This window comes from Cellulophaga sp. F20128 (assembly GCF_023015805.1).
Taxonomy (GTDB): Bacteria; Bacteroidota; Bacteroidia; order Flavobacteriales; family Flavobacteriaceae; genus Cellulophaga.
Map to the genome: position 1 here is coordinate 382,592 of NZ_JALKBA010000002.1, position 21,761 is coordinate 404,352.

Sequence of the window (21,761 nt, forward strand, 5' to 3'; positions counted from 1 at the left end):
AAAATAATGAAATTTAATTTAAAAGGGAAAACGGCTGTAGTTACTGGTGGTGGTTCTGGTATTGGTAAAGCAATATCAATCGCATTAGCGGGACAGGGTGCAAAAGTGCATATTTTGGAACTTAATATAGACAACGCAAAAACTACACTAGAAGAGGTAAAGAGTAATGGAGGTGAAGCAGTTGCGCATAGTTGTAATGTTGCAGATAAAAAAAATGTACAGGCAGTTATAGGTACTATTACTGGTGCCATAGATATTTTAATTAACAATGCAGGTATAGCTCACGTTGGTAATTTAGAAGGCACTGAGGAGGAAGATTTAGATCGTGTTTATAATGTAAACGTTAAAGGCGTTTACAACTGTATGAGTGCAGTTATTGGTAAAATGAAAGATAAAGGTGGTGTTATTTTAAATATGGCATCTATAGCATCTTCTGTGGGGATTTCAGATAGGTTCGCTTATTCTATGTCTAAGGGCGCAGTTTTAACAATGACCTATTCCGTAGCTAAAGATTATGTAGGTTATGGAATTCGATGCAATAGTATGTCTCCAGCGCGTATTCACACCCCATTTGTTGATGGTTTTATTAGTAAAAATTATCCAGGTAGGGAAGAGGAAATGTTTGAAAACTTATCAAAGACACAGCCAATTGGTCGTATGGGTAAACCAGAAGAAGTTGGAAATTTAGCTTTGTATTTGTGTTCAGATGAAGCTTCTTTTATTACCGGTACGGATTTTCCTATTGATGGCGGATTTATAAAATTGAATGGTTAAAATAAATATGGAGAAAAGGCAATTTGTTCCCTGATTTTTACTGGAAAAAAGTAAATAATTTCTCAATTTTGATTAGAATTTTGGATGTTTTTAGGTGTAAAACTTATAAGAGCATCCTTTTTTAAATATAATACTATAGAAGATGAAAAAATTTGCAATTGGTGTATTGTTAATTAGTGTAGTACTTTCTTGTGCAGAAAAGGAAACAGGATTGTTGATGGAAACGGCTAGTACTATTCCAATTACAGAAATAGATACAAATGATTCTATAATCCGGAAAGCGGCCCATGTAGTGCCAACAACTAATCAATATGAAGCGCTAAAGAATGAGTTTATTGCATTTATTCATTTTGGACCCAATACCTTTACCAGAATGGAATGGGGCAATGGAATGGAAAACCCTGAAGTTTTTAATCTCCAGAATTTAGATACAGATCAATGGTGTAAAGCGATGAAGGAAGCTGAGATGAAAATGGTGATCATCACTGTGAAGCATCATGATGGTTTTGTGCTTTGGCAAAGTAGGTATACAGAACACGGTATTATGTCTACGCCATTTAAGGATGGTAAAGGCGATATTTTAAGGGAATTATCTGAATCTTGTAAGAAGTATGGATTAAAGTTAGGCGTTTACTTATCGCCAGCAGATTTGTATCAAATAGAAAACAAAGAAGGTTTGTACGGTAATTTAAGTGAATATACAGAGCGTACAATTCCTAGGCCTGTGGCAGGCAAGCCATTTGAGAATAAAACTACCTTTAAGTTTAAGGTAGATGATTACAATGAATATTTTTTAAATCAATTGTTTGAATTACTTACGGAGTACGGACCAATTCACGAAGTTTGGTTTGATGGTGCACATCCTAAAAGAAAAGGAGGACAAACTTACAATTACCTCGCTTGGAAAGAATTAATTCATCAACTAGCTCCCAAAGCTGTTGTTTTTGGAAAACAAGATATTCGCTGGTGTGGCAATGAAGCAGGGCAAACAAGAGATACAGAATGGAACATAATTCCGTACACTGAGGATCCTGCAAAATTAAATAGGTTTGCAGATTTAACCAATGCATCCTTAGGTCAAAGAGAAGATTTATACAAGGGCAAGTTTCTTCATTACCAACAGGCAGAAACCAATACGTCTATTCGAGCAGGTTGGTTTTATAGGGATGATACAAATCAAAAAGTGCGAAGCTCAGATGATGTTTTTGATATGTATGAACGTTCTGTTGGTGGCAACTCAACCTTTTTATTAAATATTCCCCCCAATAGGGAGGGGAAATTTTCACCCCAGGACGTTGAAGTTCTTCAAGAAACAGGGAAGCGCATACGAGCTACCTATGCTACAAATTTATTGGCAGGAGCAAGTGGACCTGAGTCTGTTTTAGATGCAGATACAGAAAGCTATGAATTGTTAAGTGATGAAAACAAAGAAATTATTATTACTACTTCATCACCTATTACAATAAATCGTTTGGTGTTGCAAGAGGCAATTGCAACCCACAGTGAGCGCGTAGAAATCCATACAGTAGAGGCTTGGGTCAATGATTCATGGCAAGAAATTGCAAAGGCGACGAATATTGGATACAAAAGAATTTTGCGGTTTCCGGAGGTTACCACAAAAAAGCTTAGAATTAAAGTTCTGGAATCGAGATTGGCACCGGCTATTTCTAATATCACGGCACATTATTACAAGACACGCCCACCACAACTTTCAATTACTAGAACTGTAGCGGGTGCTGTTAGTATTCAGCCTAAAAAAGAAGATTTTGTTTGGCACTATTGGAAACCAGATGCTGATGATATATCTAAGAACCTGAATGGTGGTTATGAAATTAGATATACTACAGATGGTAGTTTGCCAACCAAAGCATCAGCCTTGTTTACCTCACCGTTTTCTGTAAATTCTGGAGAAATAAAAGCTTTGGCATTGGATGATAATGAAAAAGGAAGCGTGGCATCTGCCGTTTTTGGTATCCTAAAAAAAGATTGGAAGATTATTGGTGCGGATAGTTCTACTGACAAGCGACTAGGAGAGCATGTTTTTGATGAAGATGAGAATACCTATTGGTCATCCAATGAAAGTAATGCTTCGCATTACCTAGAAATTGATTTGGGAACAAGCCATACGCTGTCTGGTTTTGGATATACACCCCAGAAAATTGATGGCAAGGGTATGATAGAAAGAGGATTATTAAAGATAAGTGACAATGGTAAGACTTGGAGAACTGTAGCGGATTTTGAGTTCGGTAACCTTATCAACGACCCTACCCAAAGAACCCATAATTTTAAGAGTCCAATTACAACAAGATATATAAGAATTGAATCCAAAGTCATTGCAGGGGGCGGGAAATCAGCCGCGATAGCAGAATTAGATTTTTTTAATTAATAAAATTTGAAATGAAATTATTCTCCAAAGTAATAGGTATTGTTTTTTTAGTCCTTGTAGGATGTAAAACTTCCGTGATTAATATTTATGTTTCATCTACAAAGCCTATTAGTAAAGAAGGTGACAGTAAAGTTGTGGTGTCTCTAGAGGAGGCTTTAAAAACGGTGTTGGTGTATCGCGAAAACAAGAATAATGCACCAATTCAAATTCATTTAGAGGCTGGAGAGTACCGATTATCTTCACCGATTAAAATAGGGCCAGAACATGGTGTTGTTGAAATTATTGGAGCAGGAACTGATAAAACTACGATTAAAGGTTCTGAGCTTTTAAATATAAAATGGGAGAAATACAACGATCATATTTGGAAGGCACAATTGGATGCAAATACACAATTTGATCAATTATTTTTAAATAATGAACAACAGATTTTAGCGCGTTATCCCAACTATGATGAAAATAGTGGACATTGGCAAGGGCATGCTGCTGATGCCATTGCTAAGGAGCGGATCCAAAACTGGACCACCGCTTCAGGAGCAATAGTCCATGCAATGCACAGTGGGGAATGGGGTGGATTCCACTTTAGAGCTACTGGAGTAGATGATACTGGAGAATTGGTATTGGAAGGTGGACATCAAAATAATAGGCCTTCCAAAATGAACCCAAAATATAGAATGGTTGAGAATGTTTTTGAAGAGTTAGATAGCCCTGGAGAATGGTATGTAGACCTTAAGAATACCTTGTTTTATTGGCCGTCTACAGCTATGGATTTACAAAGTACAATAGCAGAAGGGGTTACTCAAAAGCATTTGATAGAAATTATAGGAACAGAAGAAAATCCGGTACTCGGGGTCACTATTAAGGGAATAAAGTTTGAACATGCACAACGTACCTTATTTGAAGAGTATGAGCCTTTATTGCGAAGTGATTGGACCATGTATCGAGGAGCGGCAATTCTTTTGGAAGGAACAAAGGATATCACAATTGCAAATAATGAGTTTACCAATTTAGGGGGGAATGTAATCCTGGTTAGTAATTACAATAGAGGTACTAAAATTACCGACAACCACATTTACAATTGTGGTGCTTCTGCAATTAGTTTTGTAGGGAGTCCTTCTGCGGTTCGTTCACCATCATTTCAATATTCGGAGTTTGTTTCTTTAGCTGAAATGGATACGGTAAAAGGACCAAAAAGCAATAAATATCCGGCAGATGCCTTGGTAGACAACAACCTAATTCATAGAATAGGACGCGTAGAGAAGCAGACGGCAGGTGTGCAAATAGCAATGGCTATGCATATTACGGTAAGTAATAATAGCATCTATGATGTGCCAAGAGCAGGTATTAATATTGGCGATGGCACTTGGGGCGGGCATATAATAGAATTTAATGATGTGTTTAATACGGTGCTGGAGTCTGGAGATCATGGTGCTTTTAACTCTTGGGGACGCGATCGCTTTTGGCATCCAAATAGAGGGAAATTAAATGAGATTGTTGCCAATAATCCTGAAATGCCAAAATGGGACGCCATACATACAACCATAATTAGAAATAATAGGTTTAGATGTGATCACGGGTGGGATATAGACTTGGATGATGGATCCTCAAATTACCATATTTATAACAATGTTTGTCTTAATGGTGGATTAAAACTTAGAGAGGGGTTTTTCAGAACTGTTGAAAATAATATTATACTAAACAACGGTTTTCACCCGCATGTATGGTTTAAAAATAGTGGAGACGTATTTAAAGAAAATATTGTTTTTACGGAACATAGGGATATAAGGTTAGCCGAATGGGGAAAAGAAGTAGATTACAATTTCTTTCCTTCCAAGGAGGCCTTAGACGATGCTCAGAAAAAAGGAGTAGATGCCCATAGTATCTATGGGAGCCTAGAATTTGCTGATGCAGCCAATGGTAATTATGATTTAAAAGAAAATACAGCTGCAGCAAAAATTGGTTTTCAACCTTTTAAAACAGATGTCTTTGGGGTGAAAAACGAAAAACTTAAAGCCTTAGCCCAAAAACCTACATTTCCTGATTTGTATTTTAGTGCTAACAGTAAAGCATCAGATAAAGTAACATGGCAACATGCAGTATTGAAAAATATTGAAACAATGGCAGAAAGATCTGCTTCTGGGTTAAATAAAACGGCTGGAGTGTTGGTAGTATCACTAGAGGAATCTAGTATATTGAAAAAATCAGGGATTGCCGTTGGCGATGTCATTGTTAGTGCCGAAGGAAAAGAAATTAATTCAATTGCAGATTTAATCAGTACATATCAAAAACTAAATTGGAAAGGAAAAATTGGATTGGGTATTTTTAGGAATCAAAAAGAACAGCAAATTAACCTAACAACTAAATAATGAAGGCAGTAAATGTATTACTTGTAATTGGTGCGTTCATTTTATTTTCAGCTTGTAATGAAACTAAAAAGGAGGCCTTTACCCTGATTGAAAAGCAGCCCAATATTATTTATGTTTTAGCGGATGATTTGGGATATGGAGACATAAAGGCTTTTAATCCGAATGGGAAAATAAGCACGCCTTATTTAGACCAACTAGCAGCAGACGGAATTAAATTTACAGATGCTCATACTTCGTCAGCAGTTTGTACACCAACAAGATATGGTATTCTTACCGGACGCTACAATTGGAGAAGCCGATTAAAAAGCGGTGTTTTATCGGGTGTTTCTAAGGCATTGATTCCCAATAGCAGAACAACGGTAGCCTCCTTGCTTAAAAAAAATGGTTACCATACCGGTTTTATTGGTAAATGGCATTTGGGCTGGGATTGGGCTTTAAATCCGGATTATTCCCTTATAGATAAGGCGCACAATCCTAAAGATTTTGAAAATATAGATTTTTCCAAAGCAGTGACCAATTCACCAAACGATATAGGGTTCGATTATGCTTACGGACACAATGGTTCCCTAGATATGGCACCTTATGTGTATGTAGAGAATGGTATGCCTACGAGCATTCCTCTAAAAAATACGATAAATAAGGCGAAGTATACACATTGGCGAGGCGGGCCAACAAGTCCAGATTTTGTACATACCGATGTAACGCCTAATTTTTTTAGACGTTCTTTTAATTTTATCAAAGAAAACGCTAACAAAGACAAACCGTTTTTCTTGTATTTACCCTTGCCATCACCACACACTCCCATTTTACCAACGGAAGAATGGTTGGGGAAAAGTGGCTTAAATCCATATGCAGATTTTATGATGCAGATTGATGATTTTATGGGAAAATTAGTAGCTACCATTGAGGAGGCGGGCATTGCAGAAAATACCATTGTAATTTTTACAAGTGACAATGGTTGTTCCCCTCAAGCAGATTTTAAAATATTGGCCGAAAAAGGACACCACCCAAGTGGGGAGTATAGAGGGCATAAAGCCGATATTTTTGAAGGCGGACATAGAGTGCCTTTTATTGTAAAATGGCCAGCCAAAGTAAAGGCAGGGTCTACATCTGATGCCACAATTTGTACTACAGATTTATTAGCAACTGCAGCAGATATTGTTGGTGTTACTTTGGAAGATAACGAAGGAGAAGACAGTTTTTCATTCTTGTCGCTACTGCAAGATGGTGCTAAAAACAAATATAAAAGAGAGGTGACAATCCACAGTTCAATTAACGGGAGTTTTGCTATTAGAAAAGGCGATTATAAATTAATTTTGGCGCCAGGCTCTGCCGGATGGAGCGCTCCTAGACCCAACGCTAAAGAAGCCAAGGATTTGCCAGAAATACAGTTGTACAATTTAAAAGAAGATGTTGGTGAAACTCAGAATTTACAGGCATCCCATCCAGAGAAGGTTGCAGAATTGAAACAGTTATTGGCAAAGCAAATTACCGATGGAAGAAGTACTTCTGGAGCTGTACAAGCCAATGATTCAGTTTCAAATTGGAAACAAATAAAATGGATTACAGCATCGGAATAGGTTTAGATTAGTGTTTAAATAGAAATGATTTTAAGTGATCTTTCAATATAATAGATCAAAAAATAAAGTAAAAAGAAAGCCCAGAAAGGGGTATTTTTAGAAACAAAAAAGGAAATACAACCGAACTTAAGAACGAAATAATGAAGTCAAAAAATTTACTTGCTGTACTGTGTATCTTATTTTTATTTTCAGCTTGTGATGAAAAGAAAAAAGAAGGCGTTGTCATCCCAGAAAAACAGCCCAATATTATTTATGTTTTGGCAGATGATTTGGGATACGGAGACATTAAAGCCTTTAATCCGAATGGAAAAATAAGCACTCCCTATTTGGATCAATTGGCGGCAGATGGAATTAAATTTACAGATGCACATACGTCCTCTGCAGTGTGTACTCCAACAAGATATGGTATTCTTACCGGTCGCTACAATTGGAGAAGCCGCTTAAAAAGTAGTGTTTTAACAGGGGCATCCAAAGCATTGATTCCCAATAGCAGAACAACGGTAGCTTCTTTCCTGAAAAAAAATGGCTACCATACTGGGTTTATTGGAAAATGGCATTTAGGTTGGGATTGGGCCTTGTCTTCTGGAGATAGTGTGGTTGGTAATGGCTGGAATCCTAAAGACTTTAAAAATATAGATTTTTCCAAACCTATTACAAATTCACCAAACGATTTGGGGTTCGATTATGCCTACGGGCATAGTGGTTCCTTAGATATGGCACCGTATGTATATGTAGAGAATGGAATGCCTACTGCTGTTCCGGATACAGTTACGGTAGACAAAGGAAAATATACATGGTGGCGTGAAGGACCAACAAGTCCAGATTTTGTGCATACCGATGTAACACCTAATTTATTTAGACGCTCCTTTAAGTTTATAAAAGAGAACGCTAACAATGACAAACCGTTTTTCTTGTATTTACCCTTACCATCACCGCATACACCTATTTTACCGACAGAAGAGTGGTTGGGGAAAAGCGGTTTAAATCCATATGCAGATTTTATGATGCAGATTGATGATTTTATGGGAAAATTGGTAGCTACCATTGAAGAAGCAGGCATCGCAGAAAATACCATTGTAATTTTTACCAGTGATAATGGGTGTTCTCCTCAGGCAGACTTTAAAATATTGGCAGAAAAAGGACACCACCCAAGTGGGGAGTATAGAGGGCATAAAGCGGATATTTATGAAGGTGGACATAGAGTACCATTTATTGTAAAATGGCCCGCAAAAGTAAAGCCTGGTAGTACATCTGATGCCACAATTTGTACCACAGACTTATTGGCAACGGCTGCAGATATAGTGGGAGGATCATTGGAAGATAACGAAGGAGAAGACAGTTTTTCATTCTTGTCGTTATTGGCAAACGAACCTAAAGCGACCTATAAAAGAGAGGCTACAATTCACAGCTCTATAAATGGGAGTTTTGCCATTAGAAAAGGCGATTATAAATTAATTTTGGCCGCAGGATCTGCAGGATGGAGCGCTCCAAGACCCAACGCTAAAGAAGCAAAGGATTTGCCAGAAATACAGTTGTACAATTTAAAAGAAGATGTTGGTGAAACTCAGAATTTACAAGCATCGCACCCTGAGAAAGTGGCGGAATTAAAACAGTTGTTAGCCAAACAGATTATGGATGGGAGAAGTACTGCGGGTGCTGTTCAGTCCAATGATTCGGTTGAGAATTGGAAACAAATAGAATGGATTACAGAAACTAATTAATATAAAACATAATAATTATTACTTATGAAACTAATACGATTTGGAGAAGCCGGTAATGAAAAGCCAGGAATACAGAAAGAAGACGGCACTTGGTTAGATGTTTCGAAATTTGGTCAGGATTATACCGAGCAATTTTTCGAAAATGATGGATTGGAAAAATTAAAAACTTGGTTGCATACGAATGAGGCTTCATGTCCAGTTGTTTCTAAAGAGACACGTTTAGGCCCCCCGTTTACACGTCCGTCTAAAATAGTGTGTGTGGGCTTAAATTATGCCAAACATGCCGCAGAAGGTGGTATGGCTGTCCCTAGTCAGCCTGTCTTATTCTTTAAAGCAACATCTGCAATAGTAGGCCCAAATGATGACGTTGTAATTCCTAAAGGCAGTGTTAAGACAGATTGGGAAGTAGAGTTGGCCATTGTTATTGGTAAAAAAACATCCTATGTTTCTGAGGAGGAAGCTATGGATTATGTTGCCGGTTATGTCTTGCATAACGATTATAGCGAACGCGAATTTCAATTAGAAAGAGAAGGACAATGGGTAAAAGGTAAAAGTTGTGATACCTATGCTCCTTTAGGGCCTTTTATGGCGACAAAAGATGAAATTAAAAATCCACATAACCTTAGACTTTGGCTAACGTTAAATGGTAAAATGATGCAGGATAGCAATACCTCTGATTTTATTTTTGACATACCAAAGCAAATAAGTTATATCAGCCAGTACATGACTTTACTTCCTGGAGATGTAATTTCTACAGGAACACCCTTTGGAGTTGGTCTTGGTTTAAAGCCACCAACGTATTTAAAAGACGGAGATGTTGTTGAATTGGGTATCGATGGTTTGGGTACTTCAACACAAACTGCAAGAGCATATAAATAAAATTTAGGCACTTGTGTAGGTTACAAGTCTGGTATCAATTTTACGGGGAGTACATTTTAAATTCTAGGGAATGGGAAGTTACACTCGCGTAAAATTGGTATCAGACTAAAAGTAGTTTTGTTTACTTTGGAAATTAAAATAAGGTATAATCGTTAATCATATGAAAATGTATATAAAAGCAATTGCAGTACTCGTTATAGTCCTAACTTTTATGAGTTGTAAGGAAGGTGCTACAAGCACAAAAAATGCCGATACAACCAATGGGAAGAAGCCTAATATTATTTTCTTATTTGCAGACGATCAAAGTTATAAAGCAGTAAACGCTTTAGGTAATCCTGAAATTAGTACCCCAACAATGGATTCTTTTACTACCGAAGGAACCACATTTACCCACGCTTACAATATGGGTGGCTGGAACGGAGCTATTTGTTTAGCGTCTCGAGCAATGATAATTAGTGGAAGATCTGTTTGGCGAGCACAACAAATTTCTGACGAGTATAAGAAAAATAGGCAAACAGATAAAACCTGGTCTAAACTTATGGAGAGCGCAGGTTATGAAACTTATATGAGTGGCAAATGGCATATTAGTGCAAAAGCCGATTCTATTTTTAATCACGTTACACATGTACTTCCTGGAATGCCCAATCAAGTTCCTGAAGGCTATAGTAGACCAAAGAGTGAAACAGACACCCTTTGGCAACCTTGGAAAACGGAATTTGGCGGTTATTGGAAAGGTGGCAAACATTGGAGCGAAATGATACGCGAAGATGCTGTGGCCTTTTTAGATAGCGCAAAGAATAGGGAAAAACCGTTTTTCATGTATGTAGCTTTTAACGCACCGCATGATCCAAGGCAAGCACCTAAAAAATACGTAGATATGTATCCTTTAGATAAGATTGCCTTGCCTGAGAGTCATTTGCCTGAATATCCATATGCTGAAGAAATGGGTGCAGGGCGTAAATTACGCGATGAGGCATTAGCTCCGTTTCCGAGAACCGAATATGCAGTTAAGGTTAACAGGCAAGAGTATTATGCTATCACAACGCATTTAGATGATCAGTTGAAGCAGATTATCACGAGATTAAAAGAAAATAACCAATTAGACAATACTTATATTTTTTACACGGCAGACCACGGATTGTCTGTTGGTGAACACGGGCTAATGGGAAAACAAAATATGTTTGATCATAGTATGCGCGTCCCTTTAATGGTTATTGGTCCTGATATTCCAAAAGGTAAAAAAGTAGAAACCGATGTTTATTTGCAAGATGTTATGGCATCTGCCTTAGAAATTGCGGGTATAGAAAAGCCAGATTATGTTGAATTTCATAGTTTGTTAGACTTTGCAAAAGGCAACAAAACAAAAAGTAATTACAACGGCATATATGGTACTTACCAAAAAAACTCTCAGCGTATGATTCGCAAAGATGGTTACAAATTAATTGTGTATCCAAAAATTGAAAAGGTATTGTTGTATGACCTTAATAAGGATCCTAAAGAATTGAAAGATATTGCAGAACAACCAGAAAATAGCAAAAAATTGAAAACGCTCTTTGCAGATTTAATGGAATTGCAAAAGGAAATGGGTGATGAATTGGATTTAAAATCGTTATTTGATAAACTAATTTGATTAAAAATTAAGGATTTAAAATTCTGAAATTGCTATTTTCAACACAAGGTTTGTTTCGTTCTTTTTTGCAAATTATACGGCTTAATTTTATTGATGTGGTAGGGTTTAGAATGCCCTTTATTACACTACAGATGGCGTTCATCTAAAATCTAAGGCGAATGTGGTTTGTGGAATGTATATTCCAAGGATTTTAATAAACAAAAAATGAAAAAATACATCGGGTTACTGCTGCTCTTGTTAGTGTTCCAAAATGGTTTTGCCAAATTGTGGTTGCCATCAATTTTGTCGGACAATATGGTGTTGCAACAGCAAAAAGAGGTAACTATTTGGGGCTGGACAACAGCATCAAGCGAAACAATTACCATTACAGGGTCTTGGAATAATTTACCCATAAGCGTTAAAGCAATTCAGGGAAAGTGGTCCGCTAAATTGCCTACTCCAAAAGGAGGTGGCACATATACTGTTACGGTAAAGGGGCATGAAGAAATCGTAATTAAAAATGTATTGATTGGTGAGGTTTGGTTGGGCTCCGGACAGTCCAATATGCAATGGACCCCTTCTAATGGTTTATTAAATGCCGAAGAAGAAATTATAAATGCGAACTATCCCAACATTCGCTTTTTTCATGTAGAAAGACATACGGCCCAATATCCTCAAGAGCAAACTTTAGGTAAATGGGTAGAGTGCACGCCAGAAACTATGAAGTATTTTAGTTCTGTAGCCTATTTCTTTGGTAGAAAACTACATCAAGATTTAAAGGTGCCTGTGGGTTTAATCAATTCGAGCTGGGGAGGAACGCCGGTAGAAACATGGATAGATAAAGCGCTTATTGAGAAGGATGAAGAATTAAGAGAAGCTGCGAAAAAAGTTCCTTCCAATGTCTCGCGACCCAGCAATGCAGGGGACGCTTATAATGCAATGATACATCCTATTGTAAACTTTACTATTGCAGGATGTATTTGGTATCAAGGAGAAACCAATCGTGTAAATGCAAATTCATACTACAAATCGTTTCCATTACTAATAAACTCCTGGAGAGAAAAATGGGGTACAGAATTTCCGTTTTATTTCGTGCAATTAGCTCCCTTTAAATATGAAACTATTGAAGATATTGATGTCGCTGTGGTAAGGGATGCACAATTACAAACAATGCTGACAGTTCCTAAATCGGGAATGGTAGTTACCAATGATATTGGAAATTTAAAAAATATCCACCCAATTAAAAAACAAGAAGTAGGCAGACGGCTAGCCTTGTGGGCTTTAGCTAAGGATTATGGAGTGGATGATATAGAATATTCGGGACCGATTTATAAATCTATGATAATAGACAAAAGAAAAATTGTGCTCAGTTTTGATCACTCTGAGCATGGACTACTGCAAAGAGGAAAAGAATTAACAGATTTTTACATCGCTGGAAGCGATAGAAAATTTCAGAAAGCCAAGGCAAAAATTGTTGGAAATACGGTAGTAGTCACCTCTAAAACTGTGAAAGATCCAGTGGCAGTGCGTTTTGCATTTTCTGATGTTGCTGAGCCTAATTTGTTCAATAAAGAAGGATTGCCAGCAACGGCTTTTAGAACAGATACATGGGATATTAATTTACAATAAGTAAGAATCAATGAGAATAAAAATTAGTGTACTTGGGTTGTTTTTGATGGTGTTTTTTTCGTGCAGCACAACAAAGAAGCGGGAAGAAGTAAAAAATACAATCTGGTATAGTGCGCCAGCTTCAAAGTGGATGGAGGCTTTACCTGTAGGAAATGGTCGTTTGGGAGCAATGGTTTTTGGAGACCCTATGAATGAACATATTCAATTAAATGAGGACTCTATGTGGCCTGGAGGTCCAGATTGGGGGAATTCAATTGGGAATGCAAGTGATTTAGAAGAGATACGAACCTTGTTAAAAAATGGCGATGCTCATCAAGTAGATAAACTTATTATAGAGCGGTTCTCATACAAAACAGTTGTGCGATCTCATCAAACAATGGGCGATTTGTTTATTGATTTTCAAGATAAAAAAGAGGTAGAAAATTATAGTAGATCTTTAAGTTTAGATGAAGCCGTAGCAAGCGTTACTTATACCTCTGAAGGGAATACATACTCCCAAAAAGTTTTTTCATCAGCTGTAGATGATGCATTGGTTATTCAATTGGAAACGGATGCGGAAGTAGGGATGAATTTTGACTTGCGTTTAAATAGACCTGAAGACAAGGGACATAAAACGGTAGCTATAACTACACCTTCTAATACTGAAATAAGTATGAAAGGCATGGTTACCCAATTTGGGGGTAAAAAAGTGAATGAACCATTCCCAATAGATTACGGTGTAAAGTTTGAAACCAAGCTGTCCGTAAAAAATGAAGAAGGCACTGTCACCGCTGAAAATGGTAAACTAGTACTGCGTGGCGTAAAAAAAGCCACACTTATAATTTCTGGAGCTACTTCATTTTATAATACCGATTACGAGGCTAAAAATACAGCAGTTTTAGAAAAGGCTACCCGTCAGACCTATAAAGATCTTGAAAATAACCATATTCAAGAGTACCAAAAATATTACAAGAGGTTAACATTAGATTTGGGAGGTAAGGAGCTAGATACGATACCTACAGATAAAAGGTTGCAGCGCATTAAAGATGGGCAAAATGATCCAGACCTAGCAGCTAAGCTTTTTCAATACGGAAGGTATTTATTAATTTCATCCTCTCGACCAGGAACAAACCCTGCCAATTTACAAGGGATATGGAATAACCATATAGAAGCACCATGGAATGCAGATTACCATCTAAATATTAATTTACAAATGAATTATTGGCCAGCAGAGGTAACTAATTTAAGTGAAATGCACCAGCCTTTGTTTGATTTTTCTGACCGTTTGTTAGAAAGGGGTAAGCTAACTGCTAAAGAACAATATGGAATGGAAGGGGCTGTAATGCACCAGGCAACAGATTTGTGGGCACCGGCATGGATGCGTGCTCCCCAGCCGTATTGGGGTGCTTGGATTCACGGTGGTGGTTGGTTAGGGCAACATTATTGGGAACACTATATGTACACTAAGGATGAAACATTTTTAAAAGAAAGAGCCTATCCCTATATTAAATCAATAGCTGCCTTTTATAACGATTGGTTGGTTTGGGATGAGGATGCTCAAAAATGGGTGTCTACCCCAGAAACTTCCCCTGAAAACTCATATAGGGCTAAGGACGGCAAGCCAGCTGCCATTTCTTATGGAGCGGCTATGGGGCATCAAATTATTGCTGAAGTTTTTGACAATACCCTAGCCGCAGCAAAAATTTTAAAAATTGAGGATGAATTTACCGAAGAGGTAAGGTCCAAACGGGAAAAGTTATTTCCTGGAGTTGTTGTAGGTAAGGAAGGGCGCATTTTAGAATGGAATGACGATTATGATGAGCCTGAAAAAGGTCATCGTCACATGTCTCATCTGTATGCACTTCATCCTGGTAATACAATAACGGAGAAAGACAGCAAAGCCTTTACTGCTGCGCAAAAGACTATTGATTATAGGTTAGAGCATGGGGGTGCAGGAACGGGTTGGAGCAGAGCTTGGATGATAAATGCCAATGCACGTTTGCTCGATTCTGTCGCTGCCCAAGAGAATATTATTAAACTTCTTCAAAGATCTATAGCTGATAACTTGTTTGATGAACACCCTCCTTTCCAAATTGACGGAAATTTTGGATATACTGCTGGTGTGGCAGAGCTATTAATGCAATCTCATGAAGGCTTTATTAGAATCTTACCAGCCTTGCCAACTACCTGGGAATCAGGAAATATTGAAGGCCTAAAGGCTCGGGGCAATATAGAAGTTGGGATAGCGTGGAAAGCAGGAACCCTTGTGACAGTTAGCCTGAAATCTAAAGAAGATAAAACATGTAAGCTAATATACAATGGTAAGCATGGAGAGGTTGATCTAAAGGCAAATGTTGAAATTGTATTGGATAAAAACTTTGTCCAACTAAAATAGAATTAAAATAGGTTTATGAATATGATTAAAAAATATGTATTAGTGATTTTCGCCTTTGCTACTTGTGGTATGCATGGGCAAGAAATTGATTCCGTTCAGCAGCGGCAAGAAAAAATGCAATGGTTTAAAGATGCTAAATTAGGTGTTTTTATACATTGGGGTCTGTACTCCGTTAATGGAATTGATGAGTCTTGGTCTTTTTATAATGGTTACATTTCTCATCCAAATTATTTGAAACAAACCAATGGTTTTACTGCAAAAAAGTACGACCCAAAAGCCTGGGTTGAACTTATTAAAGAAAGTGGTGCAAAATACTCGGTCATCACATCTAAACATCACGATGGTTTTGCATTGTGGAATACAAAATTTGGAACCCTTAATGCTACAATGGGTTCTGCTGCGAAACAAGACGTTTTAACACCCTTTGTAAAGGAATTGCGGAAGAACAAACTAAAGGTTGGGATTTATTTTTCGCTGCCAGATTGGTCTTATAATGATTATACGCACTTTACTAGAGATTCAATTCGGTATAAAGTATCAGCAGAACCCAAACGTTGGGAGAAGTACTTAACCTATTACCAAGGACAGTTAAAAGAGTTGTCCGATAATTACAATCCAGACCTGTATTGGTTTGATGGTGATTGGGAACACAACTCCGAAGAATGGCAAGCACCAAAAGTGAAACAAATGCTTTTGGATAGGAATCCCAAAACAATTTTAAATTCAAGACTCCGTGAACATGGTGATTATGCAACGCCAGAACAGGGAATGCCCATTACACGACCTACAAATAAATACTGGGAGCTGTGCATGACAATGAATGATTCTTGGGGCTATCAAAAGAACGATCATAATTATAAAACCACAGATCAGGTCATCGGAATTTTTGCAGATGTAATTGGCAATGGCGGCAATTTATTATTAGATATTGGACCAAGGGGAGATGGTTCCATTCCTGAAGAACAAGTTGAAGTATTAAAAGGACTTGGAAGATGGACAAACAAACATAAAGAAGCTATTTATGGTACAATAGCTGGTATTCCAAAAGAACATTTTTACGGGCCATCCACCTTGTCTAAAGATCAAACAATTTTATACTTATTTGTAAAAGGAAACCCCAATGGAGAAGTTGTTATTCGTGGGTTAAAGAATAAAATTAATCGCATATATGTCGTTGGGGAAGGAACAAAATTATCCCATCAAATTGTAGGAAAGATATATTGGAGCCACTACCCAGGAATTGCCTATGTGAAAGTTCCGGACTACGTACTAGACAAGAACATGACGGTTCTTGCGGTAATGCTAGATGGTAAAGTAGATTTGTATCGAGAAGATGGCTCAGTTATAGAAAGTAATTAAAATAAATAAAAATGAAGAGTAGGTTAAAAATATATGTATTGATTTTTTGTGGATCAATGTTGATGCTATCCTGTAAATCTACCGCTATAGATACAATTACAAAGCCTCTTGCAAAACATGTTATTCTTATCGGATCAGACGGTTTTGGAGCTTATGCTTTTAAAAATGGAAAATTCCCTAATTTAAGGAAAATGATGGATAAGGGCTCTTATTCTTTAGAAGCTCGGTCAGTTTTGCCATCATCCAGTGCTGTTAATTGGGCATCCATGATTATGGGCTCTCCTCCAGAATTGCACGGCTTTACAGAATGGGGAAGTAAAACACCAGAAATACCATCTCGTGTAATTGGTAAGGGAGGCATTTACCCTTCACTTTTTAGCTTGCTCGAAACGCAAGTACCCAACGAAAAAAAAGGTGTAATTTATACTTGGGGTGGTATCGGCTATTTGTTTGAAAAAAATATGGTGGATATGGATGTCAATGGTGCATCGGACCAAGAAACAATGGAAACGGCTTTGGAGTTTATCACTAACGAAAAGCCTGTATTTACCTTTGTTCATTTTTCAGAACCAGATAATACAGGCCATGCAATTGGACACGATATTCAAGAATATTATGCAGCGGCTGAAAATATAGACCGGTTAATTGGGAAGATAATAGCAGGACTAGAGGCTGCCAATATGATGGAGGATACGGTTATTTTGTTTAGCTCGGATCATGGTGGTGTAAACAAAGGACATGGTGGTAAAACACTAGTTGAAATGGAAATTCCATGGATTATTTATGGAAGCAATATTCAGGCCAAAGGTAAATTGAATTCTACCATTATTACCTACGATACTGCGGCTACCATTGCTCATATTCTAGGGTTGGAAACCCCAGAATTTTGGAGAGGAAAGAATATTACTGAAGTTTTTGAAAATGAAAAATAAATTTATCCTAAGTGCCATAGGCTTTTTATTTTTTTTTGCCTGCAAGCAAGAAAAGAAAGAAGTAGTTGTTGAAAAGAAACCAAATATTATTTTGTTTTTTGTAGACGATATGGGGTGGCAAGATACTTCTGTGCCCTTTTGGAACAAACGCACGCCCTTTAATGATTTGTACAAAACCCCAAATATGGAGCGTTTGGCAAAAGAAGGAATGAAATTTACCCAGGCTTATGCCACGGCAGTATGTTCGCCAACACGGGTGAGTTTAATGACTGGGATGAATGCTGCACGACATAGAGTTACCAATTGGACCCTTAAAAAGGATGCTTTGCAGCCTATGGAAACCAACCATAAAGAATTACAATTTCCGGAATGGAACGTCAATGGGTTGAGTCCGGTAAAAGGTATAGACAAGGCGGTTTATGCTACACCCTTACCTCAGTTGTTACAGGAAGCCGGCTATTATACTATTCACTCAGGAAAAGCTCATTTTGGAGCCATTGGAACGCCGGGAGCTAATCCCATAAACTTAGGTTTTGACGTAAATATAGCAGGACATGCTGCAGGTGCACCAGAAAGCTATTTGGGAACTGAAAATTTTGGAAATGGAAAAAATGGTAAAGAAGTTTGGGCAGTGCCTGGGTTGGAAAAATACCACGGAAAAGATATTTTTTTAACTGAGGCACTAACGCAAGAAGCTTTGTTGTCTGTGGATAATGCCGTAAAGGCTGAGCAACCTTTCTTTTTATATATGGCGCATTATGCGATACATACACCTTTATATGGGGATGATAGGTATGTTCAAAAATATTTGGATATTGGTTTAGATCCTAAAGAAGCTAAATATGCTTCTATGATAGAAGGTATGGATAAGAGTTTAGGCGATATTATGAATTATTTGGATGACAATAAGCTTTCAGATAATACGATCCTTCTATTTATGTCAGACAATGGAGGACTAAGTGTACATGGGCGTGGTGGTAAACCAAACACACATAACAAACCCTTAAACAGTGGTAAAGGTTCTGTTTATGAGGGCGGAATTAGAGAGCCAATGTTGGTAAAATGGCCTGAAAAAGTACAACCAAATTCGGTTACGGATGAAAAAGTAATTATAGAAGATTTTTATCCTACGATTTTGGAAATAGCAGGTGTAGAAAGTCCAAAAACGGTTCAAACTGTAGACGGAATAAGTTTTGTTTCTGTACTGAATAATAAAAAAGCAATAGTAAAGAATAGACCTTTATTTTGGCATTACCCCAATGAATGGGGGCCATCAGGGCCAGGAATAGGCGCTTCAAGTGCAGTTAGATTTGGAGATTATAAGCTTGTGTATTACCATTTAGATAGCCGGATGGAGCTTTTTAATATCAAAGAAGATATTGGTGAAGTAACAAATTTAGTGGAATCCAATACTGATAAAGTAAAGGAGTTAGCCAAAATTTTATCAGATCATTTGCGTAAAGTAGATGCACAGATGCCATCGCTTAAAAAAACAGGGATCAAGGTGGCCTTGCCAGATGCTATTGTTCCTTAAAATACTTATAGAATGAAAATTAAATGTATTATCCTTCTTTGTTTCAGTCTTTCGTTTGCCATTGGTCAAACAAAAGAAGATGATTTGTTTGTATATGATCGGTTTGAAAATGTCACTGAGGATAATATTTTTAAAACTGAAGGCTATTACAATTGGGGTGCATCCATTGTAAAAGGGAAGGATGGAAAATACCATAATTTTTATGCACGTTGGAAAAAAGAATATGGTTTTGGAGGTTGGTTAACACATTCTGAGGTTGCACATGCAACAAGTAAAAATCCTTATGGCCCGTGGATATATAAGGAAACGGTTTTAAAAGGAAACAGGAATGGATCATGGGATGCAATTACAGCCCACAATCCGAAGATAAAACATTTTGAAGGGAAGTACTACCTCTACTATATCAGTACTAATTTAGGCGAAAACACCTATACGGAAGAAGATTTAGTTGAAACAGCCAAAGTCGGGTATAATCATTCTAATTGGAAAATTTTACGTCCCAATCAGCGAACAGGAGTAGCTGTTTCCAGTTCATTAAATGGCCCTTGGAAAAGAATAGATAAACCGCTAATAGAACCTGGAGGTCCCATTACTACTCTTACGGTAAACCCGGCAATTGATAGAGGCAAAGACGGAAAGTATTATCTGGTCGTAAAGGGAGACAAGCCTAATGAAACTAAGTTTGTTAGAAATCAGGCAATTGCTATTGCAGACAAGCCAGCGGGGCCTTTTGTTATTCAAGAAAAACCAGTTATAGATTACCTAGATACGGAAGATATGTCTATTTGGTATGATGAGGTTCGGGAACGTTTTTATGGTGTGTTTCACGCCCACACCTATATTGGTATGGTGACTTCTTCTAATGGAGTGGACTGGGAGAAAGCCAATGAATATATTTTAAAAACAAAAGACATAACCATGGAAGACGGTACTGTACTAGTACCGGGTAGAATGGAACGTCCATTTATTTATGAAGAAAACGGTGTGCCTTTAGTATTGTCGGTTGCTGTTAAAAAAGGCGATGAATCCTATACTGTTTTTATACCTATTGAAAAAAATGATGTACCCAAACCCAACAAACGACAATTGGCTTGGCAAGAAGCAGAGTTAGGTGTGGTTTTTCATTATGATTTGCACGTGTTTGATGGTATTAAATATGGGCAAGGCAATAATCGCATTGACCCTATTGCTGATTATCAAATTTTTAATCCAAAAAAGTTAGATACAGACCAGTGGGTAAAGGCAGCAAAAGACGCTGGGGCAACCTTTGCTATTTTAACGGCAACCCATGAAACAGGCTTTGCATTGTTTCAATCCAAGGTAAATCCATATAGCGTAAAAGCATTAAATTGGCGAGATGGTAAAGGAGATGTGGTAGCTGATTTTATAGCGAGTTGTAGAAAATACGGTATTAAGCCAGGGATCTATTTGGGAATCCGATGGAACTCCTTTATGGGGGTGCATGATTTTAAGGTTAACGGAGAAGGTGCATTTAAAGAGAATCGACAAAAGTGGTACAATAAAATGGTAGAAGGTATGGTAAAAGAGATTTGTACCAACTACGGGGAATTGTTTGAGATTTGGTTCGATGGTGGGGCAGACCATCCTAAAAATGGAGCGCCCGATGTATTGCCAATCGTTCGTCAATACCAACCCAATTGTTTGTTTTATCACAATGGTCAGCTGGCAGAAGCCCGTTGGGGCGGATCAGAATCCGGTATTGTAGGCTACCCAAATTGGTCAACCTTTACCTACCCTGCAACAGGCGCCGGAGAAAGTGCCAAGGCAAATATTGCGAAAGACAATTTTAAATTATTAAAACATGGCGATGTTAACGGTAGCTATTGGGTGCCGGCTATGGCAGATGCCCCGTTACGAGGGTATAACGGTAGGCATGAATGGTTTTGGGAGCCCGATGACGACGGTCATTTATTTCCTGTTGAAAACCTCATGGAAATGTATTATAAATCGGTGGGAAGAAATGCAACCTTGATTATGGGATTAACACCTAATCCAGATGGTGTATTGCCAGAGCCAGATGTTATACGTTTAAAAGAATGGGGAACTGAATTGAAAAGAGTATTTTCAAATCCATTGGCTACAGTAGCAGGAACAGAAAATACAATTAATATGCGCTTTAACAAGCCAACGACTGTAAATCAAATTGTAATTCAAGAAGATATTAGCAAGGGAGAGCGGGTTAGAGAATATCGTATTGAAGGTTATTTAAAAGGGAAATGGTCTCTCATTGAAACCGGAGAAAGCATTGGACACAAAAGAATTCAGAAATTTGATACGGTTGAGGTTACACGTTTGCGTTTGCGAATCATAAAGGCAGATGCAGAACCTGTAATTAAAAACTTTAGCTCCTATTTTGTGAGCAGAGATTAATTCGTATCATTTCAATGAGATAGAAAAGGGTGGGTCGTTACATAGGTTGAACGGTAGTTGGAGTTCGTTGTCAATGACCATTTAAAACCCTGCAGCGCCTAAATATATCATGGGTTGTCAAGAGAAATCTCAAAAAAATAGTGGTATTAATAGACCAACCCCCAACATCCGCAATAGGAATTTCAATCCTTTGGAGTATTGAAATCGTGCAAAAAATCGACTTCTATTAT

General features: G+C 37.7%; 13 protein-coding genes. All 13 read left to right on the forward strand.

The genetic code is table 11. From position 1 onward, the window contains the following. Window positions 1-6: 6 nt before the first annotated feature. The 13 genes from MWU65_RS03810 (at window position 7) to MWU65_RS03870 (ending at window position 21,531) form a co-directional block, all read left to right on the forward strand. Window positions 7-774, forward strand: a complete 768-nt coding sequence (locus MWU65_RS03810) for a glucose 1-dehydrogenase (RefSeq protein WP_247075841.1) — start codon at window positions 7-9, stop codon at window positions 772-774. Between the two features lie 142 nt (window positions 775-916). Further along, window positions 917-3,160, forward strand: a complete 2,244-nt coding sequence (locus MWU65_RS03815) for an alpha-L-fucosidase (RefSeq protein WP_247075842.1) — start codon at window positions 917-919, stop codon at window positions 3,158-3,160. A gap of 11 nt (window positions 3,161-3,171) precedes the next feature. Beyond that, the gene (locus MWU65_RS03820) at window positions 3,172-5,523 is read left to right on the forward strand and encodes a PDZ domain-containing protein (RefSeq protein WP_247075843.1); all 2,352 of its coding nucleotides are present in this window, start codon (window positions 3,172-3,174) and stop codon (window positions 5,521-5,523) included. Then, entirely contained in the window at window positions 5,523-7,103 is a 1,581-nt protein-coding gene (locus MWU65_RS03825; RefSeq protein ID WP_247075844.1) for an arylsulfatase, read from the forward strand. Before MWU65_RS03820 ends, MWU65_RS03825 begins: the two co-directional genes overlap by 1 nt. Before the next feature lie 140 nt (window positions 7,104-7,243). Continuing rightward, on the forward strand, window positions 7,244-8,824 hold the full coding sequence (locus MWU65_RS03830) for an arylsulfatase (RefSeq protein ID WP_247075845.1): 1,581 nt from the start codon (window positions 7,244-7,246) through the stop codon (window positions 8,822-8,824). Window positions 8,825-8,848: 24 nt separating this feature from the next. Further along, window positions 8,849-9,703, forward strand: coding sequence for a fumarylacetoacetate hydrolase family protein (locus MWU65_RS03835; RefSeq protein ID WP_247075846.1), 855 nt, complete (start codon window positions 8,849-8,851; stop codon window positions 9,701-9,703). Between the two features lie 160 nt (window positions 9,704-9,863). Then, window positions 9,864-11,333, forward strand: a complete 1,470-nt coding sequence (locus tag MWU65_RS03840; RefSeq protein ID WP_247075847.1) for a sulfatase-like hydrolase/transferase — start codon at window positions 9,864-9,866, stop codon at window positions 11,331-11,333. Between the two features lie 204 nt (window positions 11,334-11,537). Beyond that, window positions 11,538-12,941: a sialate O-acetylesterase gene (locus MWU65_RS03845; protein WP_247075848.1), complete on the forward strand. Its 1,404-nt coding sequence runs from the start codon at window positions 11,538-11,540 to the stop codon at window positions 12,939-12,941. 10 nt (window positions 12,942-12,951) lie between these two features. Continuing rightward, window positions 12,952-15,315, forward strand: coding sequence for a glycoside hydrolase family 95 protein (locus tag MWU65_RS03850; protein ID WP_247075849.1), 2,364 nt, complete (start codon window positions 12,952-12,954; stop codon window positions 15,313-15,315). Window positions 15,316-15,330: 15 nt separating this feature from the next. Beyond that, complete coding sequence (locus MWU65_RS03855; protein WP_247075850.1) at window positions 15,331-16,674, forward strand: alpha-L-fucosidase; 1,344 nt, start codon at window positions 15,331-15,333, stop codon at window positions 16,672-16,674. Between the two features lie 11 nt (window positions 16,675-16,685). Next, on the forward strand, window positions 16,686-17,606 hold the full coding sequence (locus MWU65_RS03860) for an alkaline phosphatase (protein WP_247075851.1): 921 nt from the start codon (window positions 16,686-16,688) through the stop codon (window positions 17,604-17,606). Then, window positions 17,596-19,140 (forward strand): sulfatase, encoded by a 1,545-nt coding sequence (locus tag MWU65_RS03865; RefSeq protein ID WP_247075852.1) that lies wholly within the window; start codon window positions 17,596-17,598, stop codon window positions 19,138-19,140. Before MWU65_RS03860 ends, MWU65_RS03865 begins: the two co-directional genes overlap by 11 nt. 12 nt (window positions 19,141-19,152) lie before the next feature. Then, window positions 19,153-21,531, forward strand: coding sequence for an alpha-L-fucosidase (locus tag MWU65_RS03870; RefSeq protein WP_247075853.1), 2,379 nt, complete (start codon window positions 19,153-19,155; stop codon window positions 21,529-21,531). The last annotated feature ends 230 nt before the right edge of the window (window positions 21,532-21,761 follow it).

Coding starts and splice junctions, on each gene's coding strand:
- MWU65_RS03835 (WP_247075846.1), top strand. CDS start 8,849: ATGAAACTAATACGATTTGGAGAAGCCGGTAATGAAAAGCCAGGAATA.
- MWU65_RS03830 (WP_247075845.1), top strand. CDS start 7,244: ATGAAGTCAAAAAATTTACTTGCTGTACTGTGTATCTTATTTTTATTT.
- MWU65_RS03825 (WP_247075844.1), top strand. CDS start 5,523: ATGAAGGCAGTAAATGTATTACTTGTAATTGGTGCGTTCATTTTATTT.
- MWU65_RS03810 (WP_247075841.1), top strand. CDS start 7: ATGAAATTTAATTTAAAAGGGAAAACGGCTGTAGTTACTGGTGGTGGT.
- MWU65_RS03845 (WP_247075848.1), top strand. CDS start 11,538: ATGAAAAAATACATCGGGTTACTGCTGCTCTTGTTAGTGTTCCAAAAT.
- MWU65_RS03855 (WP_247075850.1), top strand. CDS start 15,331: ATGAATATGATTAAAAAATATGTATTAGTGATTTTCGCCTTTGCTACT.
- MWU65_RS03840 (WP_247075847.1), top strand. CDS start 9,864: ATGAAAATGTATATAAAAGCAATTGCAGTACTCGTTATAGTCCTAACT.
- MWU65_RS03815 (WP_247075842.1), top strand. CDS start 917: ATGAAAAAATTTGCAATTGGTGTATTGTTAATTAGTGTAGTACTTTCT.
- MWU65_RS03820 (WP_247075843.1), top strand. CDS start 3,172: ATGAAATTATTCTCCAAAGTAATAGGTATTGTTTTTTTAGTCCTTGTA.
- MWU65_RS03870 (WP_247075853.1), top strand. CDS start 19,153: ATGAAAATTAAATGTATTATCCTTCTTTGTTTCAGTCTTTCGTTTGCC.
- MWU65_RS03865 (WP_247075852.1), top strand. CDS start 17,596: ATGAAAAATAAATTTATCCTAAGTGCCATAGGCTTTTTATTTTTTTTT.
- MWU65_RS03860 (WP_247075851.1), top strand. CDS start 16,686: ATGAAGAGTAGGTTAAAAATATATGTATTGATTTTTTGTGGATCAATG.
- MWU65_RS03850 (WP_247075849.1), top strand. CDS start 12,952: ATGAGAATAAAAATTAGTGTACTTGGGTTGTTTTTGATGGTGTTTTTT.